This window comes from Streptomyces sp. NPDC001380, assembly GCF_042895785.1.
In the GTDB taxonomy this organism is placed as follows: domain Bacteria; phylum Actinomycetota; class Actinomycetes; order Streptomycetales; family Streptomycetaceae; genus Peterkaempfera.
On the sequence record NZ_JBIAWP010000021.1, the window covers coordinates 90,694 to 97,857 of the forward strand.

Below are 7,164 nucleotides of genomic sequence, written 5' to 3' on the forward strand. Positions count from 1 at the left end.
CGCAGGGTCGGGAATGGATTTCCAGGGCTCACGCTAGTATGTCGTCTCCCGTTTCCGCAACGGTTCTTCGGCGCATCCTGCGAACTTCGCCCGTCGGCATTCAGACCATTCGAGGAGAAGGCTTCCGGGATTGCCTGCCGAGGCTTTCCGCACCGCCCTCCGCCTTCAAGGAGAACCCATGACGCAGGATTCGGGCATCCTTTTCAACATTGCCCTCGGAAAGCTCGACGCGGCGGCCGGCACCGTGAGCTCGGAGGCGGCCTACATCTCCGGTCAGATGAGCGCTGTCCGGACGGAGTTCGCCGCGCTGCACACCGCGTGGGACAGCCCCTCCGGGCAGTCCTTCGACGACGTCGCCACCTGGTTCGACCACGTCTCCGGCGAGCTGGACGAACTCCTCGCCGAGATCGGCAGGCGGCTGAAGACCTCCTACGACAACTACGCCCACGCCGAGCAGGGCAACAAGCTGAACCTGACCGGTTCCCAGTCCCCGTCTTCCGAGGAAGCCCTATGCCGGACATCGCTCCCGACTACGACTCCGCCACCCTCAACATCGACCCCGCCGCCCTCGACACCGCTGCGCAGAAGCTCATCGAGCATGCAGGGAACATCGTCGGCTCTCTGAACCGGATCAGCAGCTCCTTCGCCGAACTCCAGTTCCAGTGGGCCGGTGACACGGCGGAGCAGGTGCAAGCCCTCAACTCCTGGTGGGACTCGGTCATGCGCGACCTCTTCGGCACCGAGGAGAACCCCGACCAGGGGGTCCTGAACGTGATGGCCGCCGGGGTCAAAGCGGCCGCCGTCGGATTCAGCCAGACCGAGGTCGAAATCCAGCAGATGTTCGTGAAGTTCGCCGAAGGCCTGGCCGCCGCAGGCCAGGAACCGACGCCCGACACGATTTCGGACGCGGGCGACCCCCTGTACTCCCCCGTTCACGAGGACTTTCCCAACGTATGAGCCGCACAGCTTTCCACCGCCCCGCGCGGACCCGCGCCGCTGCCGTCCCCGAGCAGCGGGTCGTCCTCTCCCCGCCGCCGCAGAAGACCGCGGAGAACCAGGCGTCGAGTTGGCTCTACCTGCTCATGCCGCTCCTGACCAGCGCCAGCATGGCGGCCTACATGGTCACCTACGGGCGCCCCTGGATGGTCGTCCTGGGAGTCGTCTTCGTCGTACTCTCGGTCTTCCTCACCTTCTGGGTCCGCTTCCAGGCCCGCAGCGCGCACCGCCGCGCCCGCACGCGCCAGCGCGACCGCTACGGCGAGTACCTGGCGGCCATCCGCGCCCAGGCACGCGAGTCCGCCGCCGCCCAGCGCGCCGTCGCCGCCTTCGTCCACCCCGGCCCGCGCCGGCTGTGGGCGACGGCCGTCAACCGGCGGCGGGTCTGGGAGCGCCGGCCCGGCGACGACGACTTCCTCCGCCTCCGCCTCGGCCTGGGCCGCGCCGTCCCCGCCCTGCAGCTGTCCTCCGCCAACCGCGGGGACCCCACCGCGGAGTACGACGAGCAGTCCCGGCGGGCGGCGGAGCGGCTGGTCCGCGACTACGCCACCATCGGCCTCCAGCCCGCCTGGATCGACCTCGCCCGCTGCGGCGTGGCCACCCTGCTGGGCCCCCCGGACCGCACCCGCGCCCTCGCCGCGACCCTGCTCGCCCAGCTCACCGTCCTGCACGCCCCCGACGACGTGCGCGTGGCCGTGCTCACCGCAGGGGAGCAGCCCCACCTCTCCTGGCTGAAGTGGACGCCCCACACCCGCCAGGACGCGCCGGACGGGACGGCCTCGCCCCTGGTCTCGGAGACCGTCGAGGGACTGGCCGACGTCCTGGCCGGCGAGGTCGAACGCGCCCGCAGGACGCAGGCCGAGCGGAGCGTCCTCACCGCCCGCCGCCGGGAGCAGCCCGCCCGCCACTGCGTCGTCGTCCTCGACGGCTACCGGCCCGGCGCGGACTGGGCCCGGCTCCCGCTGGTCGAGGACCTCCTCGCCGAGGCGGACCCCGGCAGCGGCCTCCACGTGGTGTGCCTCGTCGAGAGGGAGAACGACGAGCCCGGGCGCGTCGACGCCCGCGCCCGCGTCGACGCCTCCGGCGCCCTCGCCCTGGAGTCCCCCGACCCCGCGCTGGTCAGCGCCGTCCGGGACGCCGTCGCCGACGAGTCGGACGCGCGCCTGCACGAGCAGACGGCGAAGGCCCTGGCGCCGCTGCACCTGTCCGGCGAGCGCGAGCAGGTCCTGGCCCGCTCCGTCGAGCTGCCCGGCATGCTCGGCGTGGAGGACCTCGCCTCCTTCGACCCCGTCGCCCTCTGGCGCGCCCCCGACGACGAGGCCCTGCTGCGGCTCCCCGTCGGACTCACCGGCGAGGGCGAGCCGCTGGTCCTCGACCTCAAGGAGGCCGCCCAGGGCGGCGTCGGCCCGCACGGCCTGGTCGTGGGCGCCACCGGCTCGGGGAAGAGCGAGCTGCTGCGCACCCTGGTCACCGGGCTCACCATGACCCACGCGCCGGAGCAGCTCGGCTTCGTACTGGTCGACTTCAAGGGCGGCGCCACCTTCGCCGGCGTCACCGAACTGCCCCACGTCGCGGGCCTCATCACCAACCTCGCCGACGACCTCGCCCTCGTCGACCGCGTCCGCGCCGCCCTCCAGGGCGAGCAGCAGCGGCGCCAGCGGATGCTCAGGGACGCCGGGAACGTCGACTCGGTCCGCGAGTACCAGATCCTGCAGGCCCAGGGCGCCACCGACATCCACGGGCGGCCCCTGGAGCCCATGCCCTACCTGATGGTCGTCGTCGACGAGTTCGGCGAGCTCCTCACCCGGCGGCCGGACTTCATCGACCTGTTCGTCCAGATCGGCCGGGTGGGCCGCAGCCTCGGCATGCACCTGCTGCTGGCCACCCAGCGGCTCGACGAGGGCCGCCTGCGCGGCCTGGAGTCGCACCTGTCCTACCGGATCTGCCTGCGCACCTTCAGCGCCGCGGAGAGCCGTGCGGTGATCGGCACCCCCGACGCCTACACCCTGCCCTCCATCCCCGGCTCCGCCTACCTGCGGGTCGACGAGTCCGTCTACCAGCGCTTCCGCGTCGCCCACGTCTCCGCGCCCCACCAGGAGCCCGGCACCGACGCGGAGCCCGTCCGCAGGACCGCGCCTCCCGTGCTCTTCGGCCTGCGCACCCCCGAGGACGTCCGCCGGGCCGCCGCCGCCCGGGAGGCGGAGCCCGCGGCCGCCCCCGTCCCCCGCCCCCTCGCCGGCCGCCGCACGGAGATGCAGGTCGCCGTCGAACGGGTCACCGCGTTCGGCACCCCGGTCCACCAGGTCTGGCTGCCGCCCCTGCCCGGCTGTGTCGAGCTGGACTCCCTGGTGGGACCGGTCTCCGCCGACCCCGGGCGGGGCTTCCGCTCCGAGCGCTGGCCCCGCGGCGGGCGCCTCTCCTTCCCCGTCGGGGTCGTCGACCTCCCGGAACGCCAGGAGCAGCGCGCCCTCTTGCTCGACCTGGCCGGCGCCCACGGCCACCTCGCCGTCGTGGGCGCGCCCCAGAGCGGCAAGAGCACCCTGCTGCGCACCTTCATGCTCAGCGCGATGGTCACCCACACCCCCCGCGAGCTGCGCTTCCTCGCCGTCGACTTCGGCGGCGGCACCCTCGCGGGCCTGGAGGCGGCCCCCCACGTCTCCGGCGTCGCCACCCGCCACGAGGAGGACCGCGTCCTGCGGACCCTCGCCGTGGCCCGGCAGACGGTGGAGGAGCGCGAGCGGCTCTTCCAGCGGCTGCAGGTGAACTCCAGCGGCGACTTCCGGGCCCTGCGCGACGCCGGGAAGCTCCCCGACGGCACCGACGCCGCGGACGTCGTGCTCGTGGTCGACAACTGGCCCGCGCTCCGCGGTGCCGTGGAGGACGCCGACCGCATCGTGCACGACATCGCCTCCCGCGGCCTCGGCGTCGGCGTGCACCTGGTGCTGTCCGCCAACCGCTGGACCGAGATCCGTTCCAGCCTCCGGGACAACATCACCGGCCGGCTCGAACTCCGGCTCAACGAGCCGTCCGAGTCCGAGGTGTCCCGCAAGGCCGCGCGGCAGCTGGTCTCCGTCCTCCCCGGCCGGGGCATCGTGGCCCCCGGACACCTCTTCCACACCGCGCTGCCGAGGCTCGACGGGGACGCCGCCACCGAGGGCCTGACGAAGGCGGAGCAGAGCGCCGTGGCCGACCTCGCGGCCTGCTGGACGGGCGAGCGCGCCCCGGCGCTGCGGATGCTCCCGGACGTCCTCACCCCCGAGGACCTCGCCGCCGCCGAGGCGTCGGCGGCGGACACAGGGCAGCCGGAGCCGCACCCCTCGGCCGTGCCCGTCGGCCTCAGGGAGCTGGACCTGCTCCCCGCCCGCCTCGACCTGGAGGCCGACGACCCGCACTTCGTGGTCTTCGGCGACTCCGGCTCCGGGAAGACGCAGTTCCTCCGCTCCTGGATGCGCGCCATGAGCCGCCGCCGGTCGGAGTGGGACATCCGCTTCGTCGTCCTGGACTACCGGCGCGGACTCGTCGACGCCGTGCCCGAGGAGTACCTGGGGGCCCGTGCGGGCGACCCGGACAGCGCCGCCGCGTACGTCGGCCAGATGGCGGACAAACTGCGCGAGCGCACGCCGCCGCCCGACGTGACCCCGCGCCAGCTGCGCGAGCGGAGCTGGTGGGAGGGGCCGGAGCTGTACCTCGTCATCGACGACTACGACCTCGTCGCCTCCCCGGGGACCCCGGCGCTGACGGCCCCCCTCCTGCCCTACCTGACCCAGGGGGCCGAACTCGGCTTCCACGTCGTCCTCGCGCGGCGCACGGGCGGCCTGGCCCGCAGCCAGATGTCCGACCCGCTGCTGGCCCGGATCCGGGAGTACGGCTCCGGCGGCCTCCTGCTCTCCGGCGACCCCCGGGAGGGCGCCCTGCTCGGCGGCCACCGCGCCGCCCCCCGCGTCCCCGGGCGCGGCCTGCTGGTGGGGCGCAGGACGGAGGCGTCCGTCGTCCAGACGGTCCTGGAGACGGGGGCCGAGGCGGTGTAGCCCACCCGCGTGCCGCACAGAGCGGCGGACGGACGGCCGGGCCGCAGGCCCGGCGCAGGAGACGAGCAGGAATACGGACACGAGGTGCCCCCGGCCGGGGGCATCCGGTGGAAGGGACACGGCGATGGCTGACTTCGATCTGGGCCCGGTGCGCAAGCTGGCCCAGGCGTGGATCGACTTCGGCGACCACCTGTACGAGGCGCTGGCCGACATGGACCAGCAGGTGGGCGGCGTCGCCTGGACCGGGAAGGCCTCGGAGGCGGCCCGCTCGCTGTGGGGCAGCTCCGACCACAGCGTCCACGCCACCGTGATGAACGCGATCGACACCGCCTGGAAGATCGGCGAGACGCTCGACATCTACGCCGACGACGTCGAGCGGCAGATCGAGCTCATCAACAGGCAGGAGAAGTTCATGGCGCTGGCCGCGCTGCTGGGCCTGGCCATCGGGTCGATCCTGGAGCTGGTCGGAGGCCTCGTCGCCCAGCTCATGTCGATGGTCGGCAGGCTGATCGGCATGCTGGTCCAGCGGATCGGCACCCTCACCTCGGTGCTGGACGGCTTCATGGGTGACTTCTTCTCCTTCACCCTGAACGGTGTCCTGGGCGCCGTGACCACGCTCGGCTTCGACACCTTCATCAACAAGGTCGCGAGCCTCCTGGCGGGCGTCCCCTTCCACATCGACTGGATCAGCGAGGCCGGCAACATGGCCCTGGGAGGCGCCGCCGGCGTCATCATGGGCCCCAAATGGCTGCCCAAGAGGGGGGGCGCGAACGAGCCCGGGGTGGTCTCCGTGCCGGACGTCGGGCCGGGGACCAACCCCCCGCGCGTCGGTTCGCCCCACACCGCCACCCCGGAAACCCTTCCCGGGTCCGGCGCGTACCACCAGACCCCGGAAGGCCTCTCCATCACGCCGTCCGGCGGTGTGTCCCGTAATGTCGTGGCCTCCCACGCGGAGTTCCCCGGCACCGCCGGCCGGCCCGGTCCGACGACCCTGTCCGGCCCGGCCGGCGCCGGCGTGGGAGGCACCCGCGCCACCGGCGACCTGGGGCCGTCCTCCCCCGGGCGGTTCACGCCCTCCCCGGAGCGTCCGGCCGTGTCCGCCCCCGGGGGGCAGAACCACGCCCCGGGAGGACCGGAGAGCGGGCGGCCCGGCCCGGTCGAGGCCGTCCCGGGCCGGGCCGGCGGTACGGGGGCGGTCCGCACCCCGTCGCCCGCCGGGGCGGACCCCGCCCCCGCCGGACCCGGCCGCGGTGCCGGCACCTCCGCCGTCCCCGGCGGCCCCGGCGAGGGCGTCCACGCCGGCTCGCGCCCCGGCGGCCCGCAGTCGCGCCCCGCCGACCCGGCCCACACCTCGGCGGGTGCCGGCACGGGGGCCTCCCTCTCCGGCTCCGGCAGCCCGGTTCCGACGGCGGGGCGGGGCGGCCAGCCGCTGGGCGGCCAGCACCGGCAGGTGGACCCGGCCTCGTCCGCAGGGAGCCCGGAGCCGCTCTCGGGCATCCGCCCCGGCGGCTCGGAGACGTCCCCCGCGGGAGCCCTCGGAGGGCGCGGGGGCGCCGGCACGGGCGGTGTGCGCGACTCCTCCGCCGGGGCGGGCGGCGGGGCGGCGAGCCCGTCCCTGCAGCAGCGGGGCCCGGTGCAGCCCGTCAGGCCGAAGGCGTCGGACCCGGCGGTCCACGACGCCCCGCAGGCCTCGCCGCACGCCGGGTCCGAGGGCCCCGGCACGGCCGGGCGGCCGGGTGGAACCTCCGGCACGCATGCCGACGGACCGACGGCCACCTCGACGGCCGCCGCCTCCGGCCCGTCCGCCGGCAAGCCTCGGGACGGCGGCCTCCCCGGCGCCGGTCGGCCCTCCGCACCGGGTGCCCCGGGTCGCGGCCGGACCGGTCAGCAGGACCCGCTCCCCACCGCGGGTGACGGCCCTTCCCGGGGTGGTGGCCGTGTGGGTCCGGGGCAGTTGGATCCGCATGGTGTGCAGGGGCGGTTGGCGGCGCGGTCCGGTCCGGAGGGGCCGGGTGCGGGGGCTGTGCCGGAGGGGTGGTCCGGTGGTGGTGGCCGTGTGGGTCCGGGGCAGTTGGATCCGCATGGTGTGCAGGGGCGGTTGGCGGCGCGGTCCGGTCCGGAGGGGCCGGGTGCGGGGGCT

The 7,164-nt window shown here is 74.9% G+C and carries 3 protein-coding genes and 1 pseudogene; all 4 read left to right on the forward strand.

The window, feature by feature from the left end:
• Positions 1-178: 178 nt before the first annotated feature.
• Entirely contained in the window at positions 179-625 is a 447-nt protein-coding gene (locus ACFY07_RS23140) for a WXG100 family type VII secretion target (protein WP_390871229.1), read from the forward strand.
• Positions 511-957 carry a WXG100 family type VII secretion target gene (locus tag ACFY07_RS23145; protein ID WP_390871231.1) on the forward strand — a complete coding sequence of 149 codons (447 nt, stop codon included), beginning with the start codon at positions 511-513 and terminating at the stop codon, positions 955-957. The genes ACFY07_RS23140 and ACFY07_RS23145 overlap by 115 nt, the downstream gene beginning before the upstream one ends.
• On the forward strand, positions 954-5,024 hold the full coding sequence (gene eccCa, locus ACFY07_RS23150) for a type VII secretion protein EccCa (RefSeq protein WP_390871233.1): 4,071 nt from the start codon (positions 954-956) through the stop codon (positions 5,022-5,024). The genes ACFY07_RS23145 and eccCa overlap by 4 nt, the downstream gene beginning before the upstream one ends.
• A 124-nt stretch (positions 5,025-5,148) precedes the next feature.
• Positions 5,149-7,164 (forward strand): annotated as a pseudogene (locus ACFY07_RS23155) (hypothetical protein); the annotation flags it as partial.

Coding starts and splice junctions, on each gene's coding strand:
- ACFY07_RS23145 (WP_390871231.1), top strand. CDS start 511: ATGCCGGACATCGCTCCCGACTACGACTCCGCCACCCTCAACATCGAC.
- ACFY07_RS23140 (WP_390871229.1), top strand. CDS start 179: ATGACGCAGGATTCGGGCATCCTTTTCAACATTGCCCTCGGAAAGCTC.
- eccCa (WP_390871233.1), top strand. CDS start 954: ATGAGCCGCACAGCTTTCCACCGCCCCGCGCGGACCCGCGCCGCTGCC.